At 39.2% G+C, this 19,166-nt stretch carries 13 protein-coding genes and 1 pseudogene; 7 read left to right on the top strand and 7 right to left on the bottom strand.

The window, feature by feature from the left end:
- Positions 1-45 precede the first annotated feature (45 nt).
- The 3 genes from PLEUR7319_RS0123385 (at position 46) to PLEUR7319_RS43190 (ending at position 3,656) form a co-directional block, all read left to right on the top strand.
- A complete protein-coding gene (locus PLEUR7319_RS0123385; RefSeq protein WP_019507659.1) occupies positions 46-1,041 on the top strand; it encodes an undecaprenyl-diphosphate phosphatase in 996 nt (331 codons plus the stop codon).
- Positions 1,042-1,065: 24 nt separating this feature from the next.
- The gene (locus PLEUR7319_RS0123380) at positions 1,066-2,397 is read left to right on the top strand and encodes a TIGR03279 family radical SAM protein (protein WP_019507658.1); all 1,332 of its coding nucleotides are present in this window, start codon (positions 1,066-1,068) and stop codon (positions 2,395-2,397) included.
- Between the two features lie 518 nt (positions 2,398-2,915).
- Positions 2,916-3,656 (top strand): acyltransferase, encoded by a 741-nt coding sequence (locus tag PLEUR7319_RS43190; RefSeq protein ID WP_019507657.1) that lies wholly within the window; start codon positions 2,916-2,918, stop codon positions 3,654-3,656.
- Positions 3,657-3,835: 179 nt separating this feature from the next.
- On the opposite strand, the gene PLEUR7319_RS0123370 is transcribed toward PLEUR7319_RS43190, so the two are convergent.
- Both PLEUR7319_RS0123370 and dxs read right to left on the bottom strand, forming a co-directional pair.
- Positions 3,836-4,987, bottom strand: coding sequence for a glycosyltransferase (locus PLEUR7319_RS0123370; RefSeq protein ID WP_019507656.1), 1,152 nt, complete (start codon positions 4,985-4,987; stop codon positions 3,836-3,838).
- Positions 4,988-5,309: 322 nt separating this feature from the next.
- On the bottom strand, positions 5,310-7,226 hold the full coding sequence (gene dxs, locus PLEUR7319_RS0123365; RefSeq protein ID WP_019507655.1) for a 1-deoxy-D-xylulose-5-phosphate synthase: 1,917 nt from the start codon (positions 7,224-7,226) through the stop codon (positions 5,310-5,312).
- A gap of 343 nt (positions 7,227-7,569) precedes the next feature.
- Between dxs and PLEUR7319_RS0123360 the strand changes: the two genes are divergently transcribed.
- Entirely contained in the window at positions 7,570-10,278 is a 2,709-nt protein-coding gene (locus PLEUR7319_RS0123360; protein WP_019507654.1) for a CBS domain-containing protein, read from the top strand.
- Here PLEUR7319_RS0123360 and PLEUR7319_RS0123355 read toward each other — a convergent pair.
- Positions 10,271-11,689, bottom strand: a complete 1,419-nt coding sequence (locus PLEUR7319_RS0123355; RefSeq protein WP_019507653.1) for an SGNH/GDSL hydrolase family protein — start codon at positions 11,687-11,689, stop codon at positions 10,271-10,273. The genes PLEUR7319_RS0123360 and PLEUR7319_RS0123355 overlap by 8 nt on opposite strands.
- A 296-nt stretch (positions 11,690-11,985) precedes the next feature.
- Here PLEUR7319_RS0123355 and PLEUR7319_RS0123350 point away from each other — a divergent pair, with 296 nt between their 5' ends.
- Positions 11,986-12,477 carry a low molecular weight protein-tyrosine-phosphatase gene (locus PLEUR7319_RS0123350; RefSeq protein WP_019507652.1) on the top strand — a complete coding sequence of 164 codons (492 nt, stop codon included), beginning with the start codon at positions 11,986-11,988 and terminating at the stop codon, positions 12,475-12,477.
- A gap of 52 nt (positions 12,478-12,529) precedes the next feature.
- A complete protein-coding gene (locus tag PLEUR7319_RS0123345) occupies positions 12,530-14,308 on the top strand; it encodes an ABC transporter ATP-binding protein/permease (protein WP_019507651.1) in 1,779 nt (592 codons plus the stop codon).
- Between the two features lie 81 nt (positions 14,309-14,389).
- On the opposite strand, the gene PLEUR7319_RS0123340 is transcribed toward PLEUR7319_RS0123345, so the two are convergent.
- From PLEUR7319_RS0123340 to PLEUR7319_RS36480, 4 genes and pseudogenes are all read right to left on the bottom strand, one after another.
- The gene (locus PLEUR7319_RS0123340; protein WP_019507650.1) at positions 14,390-15,763 is read right to left on the bottom strand and encodes a cytochrome c biogenesis protein; all 1,374 of its coding nucleotides are present in this window, start codon (positions 15,761-15,763) and stop codon (positions 14,390-14,392) included.
- Positions 15,764-15,814: 51 nt separating this feature from the next.
- Positions 15,815-16,555, bottom strand: a complete 741-nt coding sequence (locus PLEUR7319_RS0123335; RefSeq protein WP_019507649.1) for a cytochrome c biogenesis protein CcdA — start codon at positions 16,553-16,555, stop codon at positions 15,815-15,817.
- Positions 16,556-17,020: 465 nt separating this feature from the next.
- Positions 17,021-18,151 carry an ISAs1 family transposase gene (locus PLEUR7319_RS0123330; RefSeq protein WP_019503374.1) on the bottom strand — a complete coding sequence of 377 codons (1,131 nt, stop codon included), beginning with the start codon at positions 18,149-18,151 and terminating at the stop codon, positions 17,021-17,023.
- A gap of 75 nt (positions 18,152-18,226) precedes the next feature.
- A pseudogene (locus tag PLEUR7319_RS36480) lies at positions 18,227-18,478 on the bottom strand (TSUP family transporter); the annotation flags it as partial.
- A gap of 154 nt (positions 18,479-18,632) precedes the next feature.
- On the opposite strand from PLEUR7319_RS36480, the gene PLEUR7319_RS0123320 reads away from it, so the two are divergent.
- Positions 18,633-19,163 (top strand): hypothetical protein, encoded by a 531-nt coding sequence (locus tag PLEUR7319_RS0123320; protein ID WP_019507647.1) that lies wholly within the window; start codon positions 18,633-18,635, stop codon positions 19,161-19,163.
- Positions 19,164-19,166: the final 3 nt, after the last annotated feature.

Here is a 19,166-nt window from a genome sequence, read left to right as displayed (position 1 = left end):
GAAAACTTGATCTGTAAATGTTCTAGATTTGGGAATTAATATACTATGTTTGGGCAGACCAAAAAATATATCAGCTATATTTGTTTCTTGAGCTTTGGTCTTATATTGAGCATTCTTATATTTGGACTAAATCATAATTTTGCATTAGCCAACGCTACTAATCTATTAGCCCAAGAGAATACCACCGATGTTGGCGGTCTAACTCAAGTAAATTTGTTTCAGGCGATCGTTTTAGGTTTCGTTCAAGGGGCAACAGAATTTATCCCTATTAGTAGTACGGCACATCTCAAGGCAGTTCCCGTATTTTTAGGCTGGGGAGACCCTGGTGTTTCCTTTACGGCAGTTATTCAGCTTGGTAGTATTGCAGCGGTTTTATCTTATTATTGGTCAGACATAACTCAAATTACTCAGGGAATGTTCAAGGCAATTCGTACCTCGGATTATGATTCCCAAGATTTTTGGTTAGCAGTAGGAATTGGAATAGGTACGATTCCAATTGTAGCTTTTGGTTTGCTGTTAAAAGTTTTTGAGCCAGATTTTTATGAAAATACTCTCAGAAGTATGCCTTCAATTGCTATTGTTTCGATCGTCATGGCTCTTTTATTAGCGTTAGCAGAATATGTAGGCAATCAGAAACGCAATTTTGATGATTTAACCGCCAAAGATGGCATCGTAGTTGGTATCGCCCAAGCATTAGCAATCATACCAGGGGTATCTCGTTCGGGATCGACCATAACTGCCGGTTTGTTTAATAATTTAGATCGAGCAACTGCGGCTCGATTTTCTTTTTTGTTGGGTATTCCGGCTATTTCCTTATCAGGTTTAGTAGAGTTAAAAGGTTTAATTGATACTGGTGCAGCAAGTGCTGGATTAGTTTCTTTAATTGCAGCGTTGATATCTTCTGCTATATTTTCTTATTTGGCGATCGCCTGGTTAATTAAGTTCCTCCAAAAAAGAAGCACTTGGGTATTTGTTTGGTATAGATTAGGATTTGGAGTCTTTATCCTAGTTGCCTTGGCTTTGGGATTAATTAAAGGATGAAGCATAGGGATTGGGAATTAGAAAATGAGTCAAACTACTGTTCAGCCAGCCAAAATTAGTCGTGTATTGCCAGATTCGATCGCCGAAGAGATTGGATTTGAACCCGGTGATGCGATCGTTTCTATTAATCAAACTTCCCCACGGGATCTAATTGACTATAAGTTTCTCTGTAGTGATGAATTTTTGGAGGTAGAAGTAATTGACTCTGCGGGGGAAATTCATCAGATTGAAATTGAAAAAGATTATGATGACGATTTGGGTTTGGAATTTGAAACCGCTTTATTTGATGGCTTGATTCAATGTAATAATCATTGCCCTTTCTGTTTTATCGATCAGCAGCCTCCTGGAAAACGAGCCAGTCTCTATTATAAAGACGATGATTACCGTCTTAGTTTTCTTTACGGTAGTTATCTTACCCTGACTAACTTTACCGACAAGGAATGGCGCAGAATTGAACAGATGCGTCTCTCTCCCCTTTACGTTTCAGTACACGCCACCGAACCCGAAGTCAGAAGCCGTCTGCTCAAAAATAACCGTGCTGGGTTAATTATGTCTCAGTTTAAGTGGTTTCAGGAACGACGCTTACAAATCCACGCTCAGGTAGTAGTCTGCCCAGGAATTAACGATGGCATCCACCTAGAACGAACCCTTTTAGACTTAGCTTCATTTCATCAAGGAGATATTCCTGCTGTAGCCTCTGCAGCAGTTGTTCCTGTCGGTCTAACCAAGTTTCGCCCCACCGAAGACGAATTAATTCCTGTTAGCCAAGAAAAAGCAATTGAAGTAATTGACCAGGTACAGGAGTTACAAACCAAGTTTAAACAGCAGTTTGGTAGTAATTTTGCTTGGTTAGCCGATGAATGGTTTCTAATTGCCAGAAAAGACATTCCCCCAGAATCTCATTACGAAGACTATCCTCAAATTGGTAATGGTGTCGGCTCAATTCGCCTATTTATCAAGCAATTTCAGTCAACAGCTAAGGAAATGTTACCTCAAGCTATCGATCAGCCTCGTCGTTTCACCTGGGTAGTGGGAAATGCCGTAGAACAAGCTTTTCAGCCTTTAGTGAAACAACTAAATGCAGTTGCAGGATTAGAAATTAATTTAGTTGCTTTAAACAGTCAGTATTGGGGACAAGAAATCACAGTCACTGGCTTACTCACAGGACAGGATTTACTGACAGGTTTATCAGGCAAAAATTTAGGTGATGGAATTTTATTACCTTCTTTGATGCTGAAACATGACGATACCAAATTTCTGGATGACTTAACGGTTGCAAATGTTAGTCGTCAATTAGCAACAGCGATTTTTCCCGTGAGTGATGTTAAAGAATTGATTAACCAATGTCTCAGTTAATATTTTGAAAAAGCAGAGTTGATCTGGGCAACGTCAATTCGATAACCTATAACCTATAACTCGCGTTGGGCAAGTATAGCACTACCAGAAAACATTAGGACATTTTCTGCTCCCTGTTCCCTGTTCCCTTCTTACGAAGTTTGCTTATGCTTGCGGTATCCCTTTGGGACAAGCGGGGTTCCCCCGCCACCGCAACTTCGCGCTGTTCCCTTTGAACCAATATGTTATGTCCTAAGCTTAAAGCGTAATGCTATATATCTTGATCTCGATCTACATATGGCAAAATAAAGCGTTTAATATAATCTGTTTCTTGTAATAACTTGGGTTAACGTGAGTTCGACGAGGTGGAAAAAACTTAAATATTTCGCAACTTTCTAATTTCTAAATCTCTAAAGTCCTGATTGTTTCGTTAAGAACAACATAACTCCTAACTTCTAACTCCGAATTCCGAACTCACGTTGGGTTATGATTATTTTGCCAAGTCCACAACTTCATGTAGATATGAAATATCTTGACCGATGAATATTCATAAGCAAAATAAATTTGTTTTGAGGTGGTTGCAGTGGAAGAATACGATATTGACTGCATTATTAGGATGGATACCTCTGCTACCAGGGCTGGGACTACGATATCTCTTTTATCCGATTATCTTCCGCAAAATGGGACGCTCTGTCAGGATCTATCCAGATGTTAGGTTGAAAAATCCTCAATATATTGAAATCGGATTTGGGACTGTCTTTAATAAGGGTGTTGAAATAGATATCGATCATGGCAATACAGTCGAAATTGGCGATCGCGTATGTTTGTTCCGAGATGTGCAAATTAATTCTACCGGTCAGGGAAATAAGATTAAATTAGATAATTTAGTTTGTCTAGACAGCGGTATCATAATCAGAACTCACGATGGGGGTCAAGTAGAAATTGGAGAACACACCTACATCGGACCTTATACGAGCCTAGTTTGTCACGGCAAAATAAAAATAGGTCAAGATTGCCGAATTGCTTCTCATACGTCTATCTGCGCTCATAACTATAACATTGGAGACACCACTAAAAAAATTAGAGAACAAGGAGTTAATTTTAAAGGCATTACCATTGAGGACGATTGCTGGCTAGGTAGTGGAGTCAGAGTAGTAGATGGAGTTACAATCGCCAAAGGAAGTGTGATTGGTGCAGGAGCAGTGGTAACAAAGGATATACCTCCTTACTCTATTGCTGTTGGCGTTCCTGCCAAGGTTGTCTCTAATAGAAATAGCTGATATAGCCGTACAAAGTTGTATTAGGACAAGTTTACTTGATTGCTCGTAAGTAATAAGTAATGAGTAATGAGTAATGAGTAATAAGTATCCTAATCTAAGTCCGTATTGCTATAGCTGATAGCTGATAGCTGATAGCTAACAATAGCAAGATATATCTTAGTCAAAAAGAGAAATAACCATTAGAGGATAGCAGTTTCAGTCTGAATACTCTGAGCTAGCTGTTGTAAAACTTGTTCTCGCTCTAAAATGGCAGGAGTTACTTCCAGGTTAAAGGTAGCTAGTATGTCACGCCAGCGATAAACCCAATCGTGTTTAAGCAAAGAATTAGCAATATTGTTGCGACTTATTTGAGCTAACCTTTCTGGTTGAGAATCGAGTTGGTCGATCACATCTATGATATTTTCTTGATTGAGATCGACTTTAACTATGGCATCTGTCCAATCAAAATACTTCGGAAAAATATCTCCCCTCGGAGGCATACCAATCATGACAGTTCCCGCTGCCGCACTTTCAAAAAAGCGAGAACCAATTTCCTCGGTACCGCCTGTTTCTTCTGGGGCATTGAATTTAGCGAAATAGTTGATCGTATAACGACTACGTTGCAATAAACTAGCCAGCAAGCAACGATGTTCTAGATGATTCTCGATTTCTAACTTTTGCTTTCTGAGCGTATCGTAATAGTAAAAAAAGTTTTGTTCCCGACTACGTTGGAATAAAGGCTCGTGAATTTGGGCAGAACGACGACCGATATTACAGACATCAATAGAACGTTGAATCGGCTCAGGATAAGGACAAAACCGAAGCGTATCCACTGCTAGAGGAAGATATGTACAGGGACGATCGACTAATTCGGCTAATTGTTGCGTACAGTGATTAACTCCCAAAAAAATGTGATCGAAGTTTTTAAAAGGTTCTTCTAGCAATCGCCAGTTACTCAAATCTGGCTGCCAAACCTCCACAATAAAACAAGCCTTATGACGACACTGGTCTCGCCAACCTTTGATCGACTCCAGTAAGTGCATCTGCCAAGGATTATCCATAATGGCAAATATCAAATCGTATTCATGGTCTAAAGATATTTCTTGAGGAAAAGGTGCAATTAAACTAGCCAAACGATCTGAATGACTTGGATATTTAGCTAACCGATAGATCTTTCTCGCCCAATCAAAATCACTGGTTGGAGCGTATAATTTAGCTTGCTCTAGACCACAAAGTAAATCTTCAAACTCATAAATACAACAATTAGCTACCTGAAAACGAAATCCCCGCACCGAAATAATCAGGATGCGGGATTGTTGATTTGCATCTATGAGAGATAAATCATTTGCCATAGTTAATAAATATGCCTTGCTATCTTAAGACCTCAAGCCAGTAACTCTTTATTTCATTCGTTGAAATCTAAATTATGAATATATGAATAGTCAAAGGTTGAACTGAAAAGGATGGCAAAACAATTGCTGGATAAATTCTAAGCTAAAAAATGAAAAAGGTTTTGGGAGTCTTGCCGTGTTTCGACCCCAAAACCTTTCTCTCTTACACTTACTCCTCACACACAATTAATAATATAGAGGTAACAACAGGATGATGCATCTTTGCCAGTGCCACTTTATGTATTGTCATAATATTTTACTGACTGAATCAAATTAACCTCAGTTATTTAATTACAGAGGGTTCTCTATCTTGGCTAGCAAAAAATGTTTTCAAAATACTTTCTGCCATCTGAGAGCTATTTAAACCCAAGCTAGCTTTTGATTGAGCTGGAGTAGCATGGTCAACTAAAATGTCTGGGACACCAAAACGTTTTACTGGCACCTGAACATCATGCTCCTGTAGAGCTTCTAGAACTGCTGAACCAAAACCACCCATCAGACATCCTTCTTCAACGGTAACGACTTTACCAATGCGTTTCGCCAAGGGGACGATTAATTCTGTATCTAGGGGCTTAACGAAGCGAGCATTGATTACCGTTGCATTGACACCGTGTTCATTTAGGATTTCTGCTACCTGTAAAGCTGGATATACTTGAGTACCATAACCGACTAATAACAGATCGTCTCCACGACGCAGTATTTCTCCTTTGCCAATTTCAATGGGTTCCCAACCTTCTTCCATTAGAGGAACACCAACACCATTCCCCCGTGGATAACGCATGGCGATCGCACCATTTTGATAGTTAATGCCTGTAACTACCATCTGCTGTAATTCGGCTTCGTCTTTGGGTGCCATGACCACAATATTGGGAATACAGCGTAAATAAGCGATATCATACATTCCTTGGTGGGTTGGACCATCAGCTCCCACAATACCTGCACGATCTAAACAGAAGAAAACAGGAAGTTTTTGGATACAGATATCATGAATAATCTGGTCGTATGCCCGTTGCAAGAAAGTGGAATAGATTGCTGCTACAGGTTTCATCCCTTCGCAAGCCATACCCGCTGCTAGAGTAACTGCGTGTTGTTCAGCAATACCAACGTCAATATACTGTTTGGGTAGTTTGCGCTGTAAAATGTTTAAACCTGTACCTGTTGCCATAGCGGCAGTAATGCCGATTATTTTAGAATCGTTTTCTGCCAAAGTAGTTAGGGTATCGGCGAATACCTTACTGTATTTGGGAGGTTTGGGTTTGGTAGCAGGAATACCTTTCCCCGTAGCCAGATTAAAAGGACTTTGAGCATGATAGCTTACTTGGTCTTTTTCGGCGATCGCGTACCCTTTACCCTTAACCGTTGCCACATGAACTAGTACTGGACCTGGAACTTTGTGCGCCTGTTTAAAAGTAGAGATCAATTCCTGGAGGTTATGACCGTCAATTGGACCAAAATATTTAAATCCTAATTCTTCAATTACTGCACCTACCTTGGGAACAGCCAGACGTTTCATTCCTTCTTTAACTCGTTCCATTTCTGGAGTTAGAGATTCACCTAAGAAAGGCAATTGTTTAAACTGTTCTTCTAAGTTATCGGAGATAAACTGTATGGGGTCTGATAGACGAACCTTATTGAGATAGCGAGAAATTGCTCCCACATTGGGAGATATAGACATCTCATTATCGTTTAATACTACGAGAAGGTTCGTATTTGGTAAATGTCCCGCATGATTAATTGCTTCTAGTGCCATACCTCCAGTTAGAGCACCATCCCCAATTACAGCCACACATTTAAAATCTTCTCCCCTAGCATCTCTACCTAATGCCATTCCTAAGGCGGCGGAAATACTCGTCGAGGCGTGCCCGGCACCAAAGTGGTCAAACTTATTTTCACTTCTTTTCAAATAGCCAGCGACACCATCTTTTTGCCGTAAAGTATCAAACTTCCCATATCTACCGGTGAGTAATTTATGGGGATAGGCTTGATGCCCCACATCCCAAATAACTTTATCGCGGTCTAAATCTAGAGTTTGATACAAAGCAATAGTTAATTCTACTACCCCTAATCCTGGACCTAAATGACCTCCACTGGTGGCAACTGTTTGTAAATGTTTTTCTCTTATTTGGCGGGCGATATCCTCGAGTTGTCGGAGTGATAAGCCGTGCAACTGATTAGGATGAGTTATTTCGCTTAAATGCATACTGCCGTATTCTCTTATATCAGATCGTCTATTCTTTCTTAAATAAATTATCCTACTTTCTCTGTCCCTAAAGTGAAAATCGGATACTTTTCTCAATGCTGAGTTATCTATTTTGCTTGATTTACTCTATTTGCCCTAACTTCGAACTATAAATTATTCCTATCAAGTAAACAGCAAGGACAACTTGAAATTTCCTCTAAACTAAGCTCATTAATGGTATTTATCAATTGAAGTTTGATTGTATTGTATTTATTTACAAAAATCAACAGGGAAATTTTGCTAATTTGTGTTTAATGCTTCAAAGTGCTTTCCGTGAATTTAAAATAAAATTTATATTTGAATAATGGATATAATTCTCTGTCACCAAACCGTAGACTTTGATGCTTTGGGTTCAGCGATTGGTCTATCTCGTCTCAAAAAAGGGACAAAAATTGTCTTAACGGGAGGGGCACATCCTGCGGTAAAAAATTTTTTGGCGTTATATCGTGACGAATTTGCCTTTGCCGAAATGCGTAGTATTACCCCTGAGGCGATCGCCTGTATTTATATTGTGGATACCCAAAAAAGCGATCGCCTGGGACAAGCTGCGGACTGGTTGGATTTGCCCAACGTGAATCAAATTGAAGTTTACGATCATCATGTAGACCTCCAGTCAGATATTCCCGTAACTAAACTTTATACTGAAGCACTGGGAGCAATTACAACCTACATCACGGAATTGCTCCAGGAAAAAAATATTGCCTTAACGGCTTTTGAAGCTACTGCGATGGCTTTGGGAATTCATGTGGATACAGGTTCGCTGACTTTTGACCAAACTACTTCTCGTGATGCCAGAGCACTTGCTTGGTTGATGGAACAGGGGGCAAATGTGACGATGATCGCCGAATATGTTGAACCAGGTTTATCAACTCAGTTGCAAGATTTGCTCAAAGAAGCGTTGGATAACCTGGAACGAACTACTGTTCAAGGCTATAGTGTTGCTTCCGTGTTGTTCAAGACCGAGAAATTTGTGAGCGGTTTATCTGCTTTGGCAGCTAGATTAATTGACCTCACGGAAAGTGATGTGTTTTTATTGGGTCATCAGTATCAAAAAAGCAAGAGTCCTAAATTAGTAGTAATCGGGCGATCGCGTTTGGCAGAGACTAATCTTAATCAGCTATTTGCTCCTTTTGGTGGTGGTGGTCATGCTCAAGCAGCTTCAATGTCTCTCCAAACAGATATTCCCGAACAGATATTTCAACAGTTATTAACTCAGCTAGAGTCACAAATTCCCCATCCCCCAACTGCCAGAGACTTGATGTCTTCTCCTGTCAGAACTATTCGCCCTGATACAACGATTGAACAAGCACAAAGAATTTTATTTCGCTATGGTCATTCGGGATTATCTGTTGTTGACGAGAGCGGCAGTTTAGTGGGAATTATTTCCCGTCGCGATCTGGACTTAGCCTTACATCATGGCTTTGCTCATGCTCCCGTCAAGGGTTATATGAGTCATAATCTCAAAACTATTTCACCTGAGACACCTTTACCTGAAATAGAGTCTTTAATGGTGACTTATGACGTAGGAAGATTGCCTGTCTTAAAAAAGGGAGAATTAATTGGCATTGTGACTCGTACCGATGTTTTACGTCAGCTACATAATCAGCGTCACGAAGTTCAAACCGATACGACCGCCAAAATCACTTTAACTTCCCAGCTATTACCTACTCTACAAAACCGATTGGAACCTATTATCTGGCAACTGTTGCAGGAAGTTACAAACGCAGCGCAACAAAGAGGTTGGAATCTCTATCTTGTGGGAGGAGGAGTCAGAGATATTCTGTTGACTGAGGACGGCGATCCCTTACTCTTGCAGGATATTGATTTAGTGGTTGATGGCTATCATCATTCTCATGATGAGCGAGCAGGGGTAGAATTAGCTGAGACAATTCAAGCTATGCATCCTGAGGTAAACGTTTCGATCCACGGGGAGTTTCAGACAGCAGCCTTATCTTGGCATAAAGATTCAGTATTAGGCAATCTTCTAATTGATATTGCCACTGCTCGCACAGAATTTTATCCCTATCCCGCGGCAAACCCTCAGGTAGAAGCTAGTTCCATTCGTCAGGATTTATATCGGCGAGATTTTACGATCAATGCTTTAGCAGTACGTTTGACTCCACCACGAAGAGGAGAATTTTCCCGTAAAGGAGACTTATTAGACTTTTTTGGTGGTTTATTAGATTTACGTTCTCGTCAGATTCGGGTGCTTCATGCCAATAGTTTTATTGAAGATCCCACCCGGATTTTTCGGGCAGTGAGATTTGCCGTACGCTTAGGTTTTATGATTGAACCTCAGACAGAAGAATTCATCCACTATGCCATTAAAAGCGGTGTCTACGAGCAACTCCGCATTAGCGATCGCCAAGCTCCTGCTCTCACTACCAGATTACGAGGGGAATTAAAATATATCTTGCAAGCTAATTACTGGAAACCTGCTTTAAAATTACTAGCCAAGTTAAATGCTCTAAGTTGTTTACATCAAGATTTAATTCTGACACCAGTTTTAGAATGGCAGATACATTGTGTCTCTCGGTGGTTGCGTTATCTCGAAGCTCAACCCGATGAACAACGATGGTTGATTAGACTGGAGACCCTAATTGCTCACTTAGCACCTCAAGTCAGAATTGAAGTCGCTCAGAAACTTCAGTTACCAAAAGATAGTCTACAAAGACTACAACAGCTAGAAACATTAGAAACAAAAATCAGAACGAAGTTACCCCAGTGTCAATGTCCTAGTCAAATTTATCAGCTTTTACGTTCTTACAAACCTGGGGGATTAATTCTGTTTGCAGCCAGAAGCGATAAACATACTCGCCGTCTTGTTTGGCAATATATTACCAACTTTTCTCAAGTTAAACCCTTACTAGATGGTAATAATTTAAAAACTTTAGGTTTTCCACCAGGACCGTTGTACAAACAAATTTTGGATGATGTTTTAGCTGCTACTCTTGATAGCAAAATAAGCGATCGCCCTACTGCGGAAAAGTATGTTCTAACTAAATTTAGTTAAGATACTGAGTTGGGTTTATCGGCTTTGGTGGTGCTGCCTGAGCAGGAACAACTTGCATTTTCGGGAAACTAGCAATGGCATAGTAAAGTTGTTCGGCAACTTTTTGGTTGGCTGCATCTTGCAGGTGAATTGGATCGATAAAGGTAGGAGAAGGATATTGCTCAGTAAGTTGATATAAATCAACTGCTTTGATGTTTTGAGGAAAAGCTTGAGCAAGTTGCCGATTCGCTTGGGTAAAAGCGGGATAGCTAGCTTTAACCTGTTGGATATAAGTTCTACCCAGTTGGGTGGCAATTTCGCCTTCAGTCTCAGTTAATTGGCTAGGATTACGTCCAGTAATTTCTGGTTGGATTGCCACTACTAAGGGAATTTGCGCAGCTGCACTTAAATTAAGAATTTGTTTTTGATGACTGATATAACGATCCACTCGCTTTTGTAATTCCGTTTCATTTGGCGGTAGATGGAGAACTAGGTTTGAAGTTTGTTCATTGAGGAAAAAATTAGCTTTTTTGTCGGATTTATCGGCATTTAACCAACCATCTTGCAATATTTTGACCAGATAGCTTTTCTGTTCTAGAGGTTTAAGTATTTGGGATACATAGCTAGCAAAATCAGTCTGCTGATTATCGAGATACTGTTTAATTAAAGGAACTTGAGTTGCTTCTTCTGTGCTAGGAAGCATTAAATCTCCATAACCATCTAACACAACCATCAAATCAGGTTTGAATTTGAGGAGCTGTAAAGCCACTTGGGCTAATTCATTACCCGAAGTATAACCAGGAACGGCAGCATTAATTACACGATAATTACCAGGCTTTATTTTTGATGGTTTAGCCAACTGTTTTTGTTTTTTTTGCGGTTCAAAAGAGAGTAGATCGGGTTTGTAGAGTTGGGGCGAACTTTTCTGTTGTTGAAGACGTTGTTGGAAGCGAGTTTCTAGTTGTTCACTAATGGTGGCTTCATTACTAGAGCTACCATAACCAAAAGCCGTTGAGCCACCTAACAAAAAGATTCTAATTTCGTTTTTAGGTTTAGTTGCGGGAACAGGATCGCGATCGCGGAAACCTTGCTCGTTGATTTGCCAATATTTATGTTCTTGATTACCTAATAGTCGATATCCAACTGCTAGACTAGGTTGAGCTTTAAGTTGACTTTGGTTTTTAGGATCTTGGTTCGAGGAAGATTTATCAGTGACAAACTTTAAATTATAGGCATCGGTTATCTCTGAGCCAGTCTGAGCCTGAGAAAATTCTCTTTTATTTCCTGAAAGATCGATAAAAATGCGAACTAGAAGTTCCGATACCAATAAAATAAGAGCGATGGAAACAAGCACCCATAGACCCGAAGACCGACGACGTATTCGTTGACGATTAGTAAAAATTCGACGTTCTCTCGTTCTAGACTTAAACATAAAACTACTTCCCTATCTTTAATTAGTAAAAGATAAAAATAAATACAAATATATAAGAATTACAAATAATTAATGCCGTGCTCCAGCCCCTTGATATTTTGTACTGCATACTCTGTGGTACATTTACGTAATGAATATTACCAGGTACACTAAAATCCTTAATCTATCTATAGCTTGAGAGCTCTTATCAGTTTTGGTTGCTAATTGTGTCAACATTACATTGTGGTAATCGTAACTTAGTAAAATCGGCAAAATTATAATTACGTAGTAGACTTCTAATTTATTTTTAGTTATTCATGACCTATAAATTACTATTTGTTTGTTTGGGTAATATTTGTCGTTCTCCATCAGCTGAAAATATTATGAATCATCTTATTCAAGAAGCTGGCTTGGAAGACCAAATTACCTGTGATTCAGCAGGAACTTCGGGATATCATATTGGCGCCGCACCAGACCGTCGTATGACTTCTGCTGCCAGCAAACGAGGAATTGAGTTAAAAGGAAAATCTCGCAAACTAACTCCTTCAGATTTGCAACGGTTTGACCTGATTTTAGCCATGGATCGAGAAAATTACCAGGATATTTTGTATTTTGATCGAGAAGGAAAGTATGAGGACAAAGTATTTCTAATGTGTCACTTTGCTAATCATAAAACTGACCAAGAAGTTCCCGATCCCTATTATGGTGGTCAAGATGGTTTTGATCATGTAATTGATTTACTATTGGATGCTTGTGCGGGTTTATTGGATTACATAATTAGCTCAGAAGCTTTTCAAGCTCAAGCGTAAATTCTTTTTAAGCTAATTACCGGACATTGTTCATATAGTAAAGAAAAACGAAATGAATCGATTTAACTTAAAAGTCTTTAAGCGGTTTTGGCGGCTAGTCAAGCCATACTGGTTTGGCAATGAAAAATGGGGCGCGATTACCATTCTTATATTGTTGCTGCTCTTAACCCTTAGCTACACTTTTATTTCTTTGTCGATCACTCGTTTTCAAGGAGATCTGATTTCAGCTTTAACCAAGCTCGATCGCGAGCGATTTTTAAGAACAATTTGGATGTTTTTAGCTGTTTTAGCAATTTACGCACCACTAGCTGCTAGTTCTAGTTATTTACAAGATAGATTGAGTAATTTTTGGCGTAGATGGCTAACTTACGATTTTTTAGGTCGTTACTTAGGTAATCGCGCATTTTATGAACTGGGTAATTTTAATACGGATGTTGATAACCCAGACCAGCGTATTGCTGAGGATATTAAGTCTTTTACTGCCGAATCTCTGAATTTCTTACTAATTATTTTTAATTCTATCTTTCAAATTGTTGGTTATACGGCATTAATCTGGAACATTCCCCCCAAAGTAACCGTTTTTGAGTTTTCCAGTCCCTTCAAAATTTTTAATCTCGAAATAACTAAGATTGCTCCTTCAATACTGATTATTTTTTTATTAGCTTATGCAGCAATTGGTACTTTGATGACCATTGGTATTTTTGGACGCAAGCTAGTTACCATTAATTATCAACAATTGAGAAAAGAAGCTAATTTTCGGTTTGGGTTAGTTCGGATTCGAGAAAACTCTGAATCAATCGCTTTTTATCGTGGAGAACCCCAAGAGGGTCGTAATCTACAAAAATTCTTTCAAGAGGTATTTGATAACTACAATTCATTGATTTTCTGGCAAGATTTAATACTTACTCTGTTTACTAGTGCCTATGAAAACATCCCCTATATTCTCCCCGCTGTAGTTGTTGCCCCCAGTGTTCTTTCAGGAGATGTGGAAGTGGGGAAAGTGCGTGAAGCTCAGATTGCTTTTGCTCAGTTTTTCTTTTCTATCAATGTGATTGTCTCTCGCTTCCAATTTTGGACTGCTTTTGTCGCTGGAATTGATCGGCTTTATTTACTTAAAGAATATTTAGACCAGACTGCTAGAAAACAACGCCAATTGACTGATAATTTGCCAACTATAACCACAATTCCTCATAACCGTCTAGCATTGGAACATCTCACTTTACAAACGCCCAACTATCAAAGAACTTTGGTCAAAGATTTATCGGTTAAGTTACCCCCAGGGGAAGGTTTACTTATTATGGGAGCTAGCGGTTGCGGGAAAAGTTCCCTTTTACGAGCGATCGCTGGTTTGTGGAATTCTGGTACGGGGTCAATTTATCGCCCTGATTTATCAGACATGCTCTTTCTACCTCAAAAACCCTACATGATCCTAGGGACTCTTCGTAGTCAACTTACTTATCCTCACGATGACTTAGAAATTTCTGATATCGAACTTTATTATGCCCTAGATGCAGTTAACTTACCTGATTTAGCCAATCGTTCGGGAGGTTTGGATGTGGAACAAGATTGGGCTGATACTTTATCCTTGGGAGAACAGCAAAGATTAGCATTCGCCAGGATTTTAATTAATAAACCTCATTATGTGATTCTTGACGAGGCAACTAGTGCTTTAGATATTGCTAATGAAGCTAGTCTGTATCAACATCTGAAGAAAACTCAAACTACTTTTGTCAGTGTGGGTCATCGTCCGAGTTTATTGGACTACCATCGTTTGGTATTAGAAATACAAGAAAACGAAAAATGGCAATTAAAAGAAGCAAGAGGTATCTAAGCTCGTCTTTCTCTATTAGTTTTCTTTTTTTCTTGAGCTTGTTTTCTTGACCCTCACGTTAGCATGGCTGAGTAGTTACAACTAAACCATCGATTTACTGGGTTCGGATATGATATTTGTCTTAGTTCGCTGGGTCAGGTTATCAATTACACTTAACATTTCTCGTTCAAAACTAACCTGCGCCCGATTGGTTTTAGCGCCAAAATAGAAGCTGTTGTCATTTTCTAAGGCCCAAATTTGAGAATGGGAAAAGTAGCTCATCACCACACCAATCATCAGTAAAGCAAAACCTGAGTAAACAATTGGCACGCCAGGGTCAGCTTTAATTTGTAACCCAGTACTGCCAATGATATCAATCAGCTTCAGATTTATCCCGTTAACTTCTAAACTTTGACCGATGCGCATTGCGCTCGTTAGTTCTCCTTGTTGATTGTAAATTAGGGCTGTTCCCTGCAAATCTTTAATTAGAAGGGAAACACCAGCACTCATATCAGGTTTAGTGGGTATCCAGGTTCCCCAAATATTTCCTGTATTTAGAGTATCTAACTTCGCTACTGGTAGCTGAAAGATAGGACTATTATTTAATTTGACTTGGACAGCGGCAATACCCCAGTTGGTTTGATACAGAGTTACACCGTCATATCGCAGTGGCTTGTTGACGTGAATAGTTTCTCGCTTTAACTCTTCGCCGCGATCGCCAATTACCGATAGATCTGAATAGAATTGATCGATATCTCCACTCTCGGTATAGTCAATCCAAAAGCGATTTACCCTGACTGCCCAATCTGTCGGGATATGGGAAGCGGACAAAGGTCCTGATTCAATGATATTTTTAACTTGAAAAGTATTACCACTAGCAATCATTTCCTGGGCAAAAAATCCTGTAAAAATGCCCCACATTCCTCCTAATAAGACAGTTAACATCCCAATATGGACCACGATAGGACCAATACGACCAATAATTCCCTTGCGGGCATAAAGAGCATTATCCTGTTGCCAAACTTGATAGTTTTGTTGTTCTAACAACGGAACTAGAGACTTAATTGAACCCTGATTTAGTTCTGTACTGAGGGCTAATTTTTCGAACTGTTTCGGCTTTTGATAATATTTCCATTTACGGGCAGCCTTGAGAGCAGGTAATTGCCGCGTAAAAGTACAGGCAGTCAAGCTAGTACCAAACAGGATTAATAATGAAAGATACCACCAAGTACTATAAACATGATTGAGACCCCAAGATAGAATAACTTTCCAGGTCAAAAAGCCATATAATGCAGGAGTTTCAGGATAATTTTGTTGATAAAAAGAGAGGGTTTCCGCTTGTTCGATTACTGTCCCTGCAATACTTACTATGGCGATCACCAAGAGTAAGATAATTGCTAATTTTAAGTTGGCTACTATACCCACTAAACGACGAAAAAGCGAACCTGGCTTGACAAGGAAGTTAGAAGCTGACATTAAATAAATTAGTTGAAAATTAGTTTGTAGTTTTTAATTATTAATTGCTAATTAAAGTTGTATTGCAGGTAAACGAGACAATAAAGACAAAATACCGAAACCTAACAATAACGCTCCACTGACAGGATTGATCCAACTAGACCAACGACGTATTTCTAAGATTTTTTTGATTGAGGCGGTGAAAGTTCCAGCAATAACTAGAGGGGTAACATATCCTATGGCGTAAGCAATCAATAAGCAGCCACCCAAAACTAAATCCTGTGTTGTCGCCACCCAAGCCAGAAGAGTAGCTAGGACTGGAGTGCTGCAAGGAGAAGCAATTAATCCAAAAGTCAAACCTAATAAGTAGGAACGTAAGCCACGGGGTAAATCTCCGCCAATCCAATCGGTCGCACCGAGAGAAGGAAAACGCAGCGGTATAATTTCCAAGAGGTTTAGTCCCATCGCGATCGCCACCAGACTGACAATAATTGGTAAACCCAGACCAATTTGTCCATAAACTTTACCAATTGAGGTCGCCACAATACCTAGGATAGCCAGTGTCGTCGCTAATCCTAAAGCAAACCAACTAGACTGTACTGCCGCCTGTAATTTTCCCTGAGATTCATAACCACCGATATAGCCCACGGTAATCGGTAACATTGAAAGCATACAGGGGGTCAAACTAGTAACCAGTCCCGCAAGAAAGATTACTCCTAAACTAACCAAGCTAAGATGAGTTAATTGTGTCGAAACTAGCCGATCAGCAAATCGCTCTAATAAAAATAATTGTGTTTGTAAAAATTCCAGCATTAAAAATTAAGTTTTGCGACAAACTTCTTTCTCTTGAATTCTATCAAAATACTGAATTCTATGATTTATCCCAAATTGACTGTTATCGATCTTGACGAAGAGGATAAATAAGAAAATTAGTAATACCTAAATACTTATTGAGAAACTATCATCTTCATTCCTAAAGCCAGCATAGTTAAACCAAAAATTCGTCTTAGCCACAAATCAGGAAGGTTAACTGCTAACTTGGCACCAACTAAACTACCAATAAAAAAGCTAGGGCGAACGCATCTAAATCTGGAGAAAAAAGGAGTTACGATGAAATTATTAAAATCAACTTATCAGATAAGTTGAAACAAGCCAAAATAACCTTGATATAAAAGAAACAAAGGTATATAAAGCAAATTTTGGCAGCTCAAAATTCTGTTTGATTCTCGTTACTCAGAGAACAAACATTTCCAAGAAAGAGTGAGAGCTGATTGTAGGTTATTGAAGACCTAAAACTTTAGCCAGATATTGATTATCCCAAGCAGCTTTGAGTCGTTTATTAGCTACACCAACCTTGGCGGTCTTCTCGCTTGATAAAAGATTCAAAGATATCTTTCTCAATTGAGCTAGATTCTCAGGAGCATGGTCGGAGTGAACGGGACAATCATCTTCTTTAAATGCCACATCCAAAATCCAATGAACATTATTTTCCACTTCCCAATGCTTGCGTACAGCATTAGCTAGTACTTGAGCATTACTTCTAAAACTGTTGAGATAATAACGTTTATTAGTGGTTGTTTCGCCGTCGATTTTTCTGACAGATTCCACTAAGCCAATACTTTGAAGCCCCGCCCATTTCGACTCATCAAAGAACAATCTCCTCACTGCCATCGTCCAATGACGACGTATTTCCGTTCTACCATGACCCTTATTAATAGTGCGATGGAAATCATGTTCTACTTCCGACCAATCAATCTCTTCTGCTTGGTCAAATAGATTAACTACCTGTTGGAAAAGATTCGGCTGATTTTCTTTCAATGCTAGACAATAATCAGCACCGTTATCTTGAATTAACTGAGCTATCTTCGTCTGAGTCCCGATCGCATCTATGGTTACTAAACACCCAGATAGTTCCAAAACTTTGATTAATTCTGGGATTGCTGTAATCTCATTTGATTTGTTCTTGACCTTGACTTGACCCAAAACTAATCTTTGCTCTGTTGCCCAAGCATTTACGATATGAATCGCTTTTTTTCCTTTGCTCTTGGAGCCAGAATGTTTAGCCGTTTTGCCATCAATGCTAATTATCTCCCCAGGAATTAGTTCCGATATTGTTTTTACCCAGTCTCGAAAACATTGTTCAAATTCTTTTGGGTCTATCCTGGCAAACACCCTAGAAATGGTGTCATGAGATGGTATGCCATTAGGTAGTTCTAAGAACTGCTGTAACCATTCTTGTTTGGCGTTCCCGTACTGTTCCATAGCTACCCAATTATCGGCACCGCACAGCATTCCACAGATCGCAATGGCTATAATATCTATGAGTTTATGATCTTTGGTTCTGTCTATTCTAGGGTCGGTCAAATTGCTAAAATGATCTAACAGAGTAACCTTCGGCTTCAGCTTCATTTTCTCTCAGTTATGCCTTAGTTTTGCTACCAAATTAATCTATCATTTTCACTCAATTTAAGATGCGTTCGCCCTAATAAAAAAGCCGATGCAAATTAAAGCTGCAACCTTGAGATTAACATCTCCTTCTTGATAGTAAGTCCACGCTGCCAAAAGACCAATTGGTGGCACAAGCAAGGCAATAGTTGTTCCCTGAGCACTGTGCTGAGTAAAGCCAAACAAGAAAACTAGAGCAGGAGTCAACAAAACTCCTCCTCCAATCCCAATTACTCCACTGATAATTCCCACCAATAAACCTAAGATTAAAAAAAGGCTAATTTCCAGCAAAGTTAACTCCTGATAGTCATGACACTAAGCAACTAAACCCTAGTGATTGCCTTGCAGAGATACAATATTAGGCTAAGTTAATCAACAATCTTCTGTAATACATTTCCTAATATATTATCATTAATCTTGCCTGAAAATATCTGGCTCTAAAACCATGACTAATTCATCTCCATCAGAATCATTATCATTTTCTCAAGCGATCGCCAAAACTCAATCCCTAATGGACAAAATGATTACTAATAAACTTAGTGAAGCTGAAATTGAACAAGAAATTTCTTCTATAGTAAAAACTAAAAATGGCGGAAGGGGTTTTTTTGTTGCTTATCTTACGAGTGATATGTCTTTAGCGGATAATCCAACCATAGGGGTTATTAATGGCTTAAAATCTTCTCCGGAAGTGGTCAGTAAGCTACTAATAAAAAATTGGGCGATGTCTTCGGCTATGATTATTACTCATAATCGAAACAATGACCAAAATAATGCCGAAGGTTCACAAAGAGTTTGTCGACGCACTAGCAATTTAATCGAACAAGTTAAGTCGGAATTAATTCAAACAGAATTACAAAAATTACAAGCGACCATCAGCACTGGACAAGGAGATTATCAGGACTTTGTAACACGTTGGAATTATGATGATGAGCAACAGCAGGCAATTCAAAAAGCGATCGCTAAATTTTTCAATTAAAAA

Origin of the sequence: Pleurocapsa sp. PCC 7319, assembly GCF_000332195.1 — a bacterium.
Lineage (GTDB): Bacteria > Cyanobacteriota > Cyanobacteriia > Cyanobacteriales > Xenococcaceae > Waterburya.
Note: the sequence above shows the minus strand (reverse complement) of the source record. Positions and strands in the feature narration are given on the sequence as shown.

Bases quoted from the DNA above. Each gene is read 5' to 3' on its own strand.
- PLEUR7319_RS0123385 (WP_019507659.1), top strand. From the start codon at position 46: ATGTTTGGGCAGACCAAAAAATATATCAGCTATATTTGTTTCTTGAGC.
- PLEUR7319_RS0123380 (WP_019507658.1), top strand. From the start codon at position 1,066: ATGAGTCAAACTACTGTTCAGCCAGCCAAAATTAGTCGTGTATTGCCA.
- PLEUR7319_RS43190 (WP_019507657.1), top strand. From the start codon at position 2,916: ATGAATATTCATAAGCAAAATAAATTTGTTTTGAGGTGGTTGCAGTGG.
- PLEUR7319_RS0123370 (WP_019507656.1), bottom strand. From the start codon at position 4,987: ATGGCAAATGATTTATCTCTCATAGATGCAAATCAACAATCCCGCATC.
- dxs (WP_019507655.1), bottom strand. From the start codon at position 7,226: ATGCATTTAAGCGAAATAACTCATCCTAATCAGTTGCACGGCTTATCA.
- PLEUR7319_RS0123360 (WP_019507654.1), top strand. From the start codon at position 7,570: ATGGATATAATTCTCTGTCACCAAACCGTAGACTTTGATGCTTTGGGT.
- PLEUR7319_RS0123355 (WP_019507653.1), bottom strand. From the start codon at position 11,689: ATGTTTAAGTCTAGAACGAGAGAACGTCGAATTTTTACTAATCGTCAA.
- PLEUR7319_RS0123350 (WP_019507652.1), top strand. From the start codon at position 11,986: ATGACCTATAAATTACTATTTGTTTGTTTGGGTAATATTTGTCGTTCT.
- PLEUR7319_RS0123345 (WP_019507651.1), top strand. From the start codon at position 12,530: ATGAATCGATTTAACTTAAAAGTCTTTAAGCGGTTTTGGCGGCTAGTC.
- PLEUR7319_RS0123340 (WP_019507650.1), bottom strand. From the start codon at position 15,763: ATGTCAGCTTCTAACTTCCTTGTCAAGCCAGGTTCGCTTTTTCGTCGT.
- PLEUR7319_RS0123335 (WP_019507649.1), bottom strand. From the start codon at position 16,555: ATGCTGGAATTTTTACAAACACAATTATTTTTATTAGAGCGATTTGCT.
- PLEUR7319_RS0123330 (WP_019503374.1), bottom strand. From the start codon at position 18,151: ATGAAGCTGAAGCCGAAGGTTACTCTGTTAGATCATTTTAGCAATTTG.
- PLEUR7319_RS0123320 (WP_019507647.1), top strand. From the start codon at position 18,633: ATGACTAATTCATCTCCATCAGAATCATTATCATTTTCTCAAGCGATC.